The sequence below is a fragment of the Deltaproteobacteria bacterium genome (genome assembly GCA_009929795.1).
In the GTDB taxonomy this organism is placed as follows: domain Bacteria; phylum Desulfobacterota; class Desulfovibrionia; order Desulfovibrionales; family Desulfomicrobiaceae; genus RZZR01.
Map to the genome: position 1 here is coordinate 1 of RZZR01000182.1, position 4267 is coordinate 4267.

Sequence of the window (4267 nt, forward strand, 5' to 3'; positions counted from 1 at the left end):
GTTGAGCGCCAGCGTGCCGTACTGGGTGCGGTGGGCCTCGTCGGTGATGACGATGAGGTCGTCGCGTCGGGAGTAGGCCTCACCTTCGCCCACGGTCTGATTGAATTTCTGGATCAGCGAAAAGACATGCGACTTGTGCTGGGCCAGCAATCGGGACAGGTGCTCGCCGCTCGACGCCCGGCAGGGATCACGATCGTTGTCCACCACGCCGCATCCGGCAAAGGTCTTGTAGATCTGCGTGTCCAGGTCGTCGCGGTCGGTGAGGATCAGAAAGGTGAAGTTGCCGCCCAGCTTGCGATGGACCTTGCGGGTGAACATGACCATGGAATAGCTCTTGCCGGAGCCTTGGGTATGCCAGAAGACCCCCAGCTTGCCGTCCCGGTTCTTACGTTCACGAACGGCCTCGATGGCTCTGTTGACGCCGAGGAACTGGTGGTTGCGGGCCAGGATTTTTCGAGGGTTTCCGGCCGAGTCGTCGAAAACGATAAAGTTCTCCACCAGGTCGAGGAAATTGGCTTTCGCGCACACCCCCTTGAGCAGCGTCTCCATGGCCACGACACCCGGCTGATTCTCGGCCAGTCGTTTCCACTCGTGGAAATGTTCGAACCGGCTGGTGAGCGAGCCGAGTTTGGCATCCACCCCATTGGCCAAGACCACAAGGGCATTGTGGTGGAATAGGTGGGGGACGGTGTCCTTGTAATCCAGAAAATTCTGCTCGTAGGCGGCGCGAATGTCCTTGTTGACGTTTTTGAGCTCCATGAACAACAGCGGCAGGCCGTTGACGAAGCCGACAATGTCCGCCCGGCGGCGGTACAGGTCACCGCGCACCCACAGCTCCCGTACGCAGAGGAAATGATTGTTCTCGGGAACATCGAAGTCGAACACCCTCAGCCGCTGGCGGACCCGTTCGCCCTTGGCGTTGCGAAAGGTGACCTGCACCCCGTCTTTGATCAGCTCGAATTTCTCGCGGTTGGTGGCGGTCAGGGTCTGCGAGGCGGAAACCGTGACGATCTGGCGGACGGCATCGTCATAGGCCGCAGACGGCAGCCCGGGATTCAGCGCTTCGATCTTTGCCCGCAGGGTGCGGGTCAACACCACCTCACGGTCCGATTTCCGGCCCAGCAGGCTATCCGGCCCGAAATCCTCGGTGTTGTAGGCGACCACCGACGCCCAGCCGAGCGCCTGCGCCAGATACTCGGCAGTGGTTTGCTGAACGAGGGTGTCTTCGGTGTAGGGAGCGGGGGTCATTCAATGACCTCCCAGTGACCGGTTTTTTTGGAGCCGATCCGCCGGATTCGGTTTTGCTGCTTAAGCTTCTGAATGTTGCGCTTCACCGTCGCCTCACTCACTTCAAGTCGCTCCGCCAATGCCGCATAGCCTGCTGACGGTTCAGTACGCAGTGCATTTAAAAGGTCATTTATCGGGTCAGGATGACCGGATAAACCAGAGGCTTGACCTGTTAACGCGCCTTTATCCACCAAATCCAGCTCTTCCACCGCTTTCCGGTGAACCGTGGCAGTGAACAGACAGCCGTCGTGGTCATCGGCAAAGTCGATGGCCGGCCACTTCTCCAGAGCTCGTTTGATGCCCGAGCCCAGGCCGTGATAGGGCAACAGCCCCTTGGCCACATAGGAAACCAGAATCGGGTTGCGGATGTTGGAGTTCCCGGCCCGGATCTTCTCCACCGTCAGGTTGTTGGGCAGGTGGCCGGGGCTGATGATCTCGATGCGGTTATCGAAGATAAACAGGCGGATCGGGGCGCTGACCAGATAATCGCGGTGTGCCAGGGCATTGACCAGCAGTTCCTCGAACACCGCCTCCGGGATCTCCGGCAGTCCTGGCGCGTTCACCCCGCGTCCGGCCTGCACCTTGTGCAGGTTGCGCATGACAAAGGCCAGCGCCCCCTCGAAAATTTTCGGCAGGGGTCCGGAAAAATCCTCGGTGTCGAGGTAGTCGGTGGCGTGGATCTTGTTGCCGGGGTAGCGGATCGCCTTGACCACGAACTGTGGCACGATCCACTCCGGCTGCTCGGCGAACAGCAGCACCCCGGCCAGATTCAACCTGCCGTTGTCGGTGGCCAGGTTCATGTTCTGCAACAGCCGGGTCAGCTCTGAAGGGGAATCGGGATACTCCTGCTTGTAGACATCCCGCAAAAAATCGCGGAAGCGCAGCTTGTCCAGCTTGTCGATCCCTGCCTTGGTGGGCAGCTCGTCGGCGTGGAACTGGTTGGTCAACTGGAACAGGCGGCGCAGCTCCTCCTTGGAGTTCACCCGCCGCTTGTCGGCCCCGGCCTTGAGCCATATCACCCCATTCTTGTCGAAATAGGGCTTGTCGATCCCCTTGGGCACGGTCAGCACGATGACGATGCGGCCGTTTTTAAGGGCCACGTTCTCGGTTTGCACGGCCAGCGGGCTGCGCACCAGGTGGCTGGCGGCATTGCTGGTAATCTGATTGATGCGGGCCACATCCTGCCCGGAAAGCCCCGGCGTCGAACCGTCGTCGGCCACGCCGATAAAAATGGTGCCGCCATTGGTGTTGGCAAAGGCCGCTATCTCCGAGGCCAGGGAGTCGGCGTTTTTCACATCTGCCTTGAACTGACGGGTGGAGTCTTCGCCGAGGGCGATTTGGGCGAGGAGATCGGTTCGTTTCATATCATCCAGGCCTCCAGGCCATATTCGGCAATCGGTTCCCGGATTTCGTTGGGGCACGGCGCGCCGTGCCCGTACAATTTATCCATTTCCCATTGTGCGGGATTGTTATGGATATATTCCCGAATGCGATTCAATTCCGGTTCATTGCGGACGATGTGTTCCCAATAATTTCGTTGCCATAATTTCATGCCGGGGGTTTGTCGCAATTCGTTGATGTGTTTGGTGACGGCGGATTTGAATGATCGTATGATCGTTGGAACCGAACCGACAATTGGTTGTCCGAATCGTTCCATCGTAGGGGCACGGCGCGCCGTGCCCCTACAGGCGGTGACAACCACAATCCCATGAAAATGATTGGGCATCACCACCCATTCGTCCAATTCGATTTCGTCGCGGATTTCGGCGGTTTTCAACCATTCATCGGCAACCATCCGACCCGCATCGTTCAATCGCATTTCGCCGTTTTCGATTTCCCCGAACAGGCATTCCCGGTTCTGGGTGCAGATGGTGACGAAATAGGCCCCGGCCTGGGAATAATCGTACCCCTGTAGTCGGATGGACCGGCGGTTGCGTTGGGGCGCGGGTTGGGGCACGGCGCGCCGTGCCCGTACACAGCTGGGATCGTGGCTCATACCGCCACCTCGCCGTTCATCAGTTTGGGCAGGAGGAGGTCGCGGGCTTTGACGAGATTCGCGTTGGATCGCATCAGACACCGAACTTGCCGAATGGTATCGTATGCAATCTCCCCAAACTGCTCCATTAGTGTTTTGCTGGGAATGATTATGTCCATTTCGCGAAACCGGCCTTTGCTGATCTCGGGATAAGTCGTGCCCTTGGCATTGCTGCGAATCTCATTGACCCGGCTGAGCAGGTTAAACAATAAGTACATCCGCGATTGGTTGTCGTGTGGAACGATGTTGATGAAGCCTTGGTTTGTGCAAACCTCATGATCCATCAGAGCAAAAAAACCGACGGATGCACGGCTCGTCATGAGAATTGTTTCAGCCGGGACCATCTTGGCTGAAGACTCTCGCAAGCCCTTTTCTGTAATCTTGCGCTCTGATTTCAGCAATATGAGACTGTTGTTATTCGTAATATCCGATGGGACGACCCAGGTAATATCGCCGTCCCAGTACTCTGAAACTCTGGTTGAGGGAGTGCCGCCTCCTATCGTTTCGCAAACTTCGGCGATCTTTTTCTTCTCCCACCCCTCCGGCACGCCGTCGATAATTTGGGAGTGTTCGTGGCCGGGGAAGCGAAGGTGGACGAACCATTCCTTGTAGAGCAGCCGTGCCGCCTGCTCCAGCAAGGAAATCCGCCGCCGGTTGTTCTCGATCAGGTCGTCGTAGGCACGAAGTTTCGAGACGACTGCATCCTGTTTGGTAATTGGCGGACAGACAACTTCGATAGTTTTCAGTACGGAACCTCGAATCCCCTTAACGTTTGTCCCGGTGACAATTGCCCTAATGCGCCCTCTGCCTTGAGGCGATTTTAGCCAGTAATAGATAAATCGCGGCCTAATTTTCGATTGGTCTACCCTCACACGGATAATGGATGACTCAAACGTCGTCGGTTCATCCACACCCTCAACGACACTACACTTGCCTGCTCCTGAC

At 57.5% G+C, this 4267-nt stretch carries 4 protein-coding genes; all 4 read right to left on the reverse strand.

Annotated features, from left to right (window positions below):
* The coding region (locus tag EOM25_12650; GenBank protein NCC26023.1) for a type I restriction endonuclease subunit R at window positions 1-1248 on the reverse strand (1248 nt) is incomplete at its 3' end.
* Window positions 1245-2651: a winged helix-turn-helix transcriptional regulator gene (locus EOM25_12655; GenBank protein NCC26024.1), complete on the reverse strand. Its 1407-nt coding sequence runs from the start codon at window positions 2649-2651 to the stop codon at window positions 1245-1247. The genes EOM25_12650 and EOM25_12655, both read right to left, overlap by 4 nt.
* Entirely contained in the window at window positions 2648-3244 is a 597-nt protein-coding gene (locus EOM25_12660; GenBank protein NCC26025.1) for a transposase, read from the reverse strand. The genes EOM25_12655 and EOM25_12660 overlap by 4 nt, the downstream gene beginning before the upstream one ends.
* 35 nt (window positions 3245-3279) lie before the next feature.
* Window positions 3280-4233 carry a restriction endonuclease subunit S gene (locus tag EOM25_12665; protein NCC26026.1) on the reverse strand — a complete coding sequence of 318 codons (954 nt, stop codon included), beginning with the start codon at window positions 4231-4233 and terminating at the stop codon, window positions 3280-3282.
* Window positions 4234-4267 lie beyond the last annotated feature (34 nt).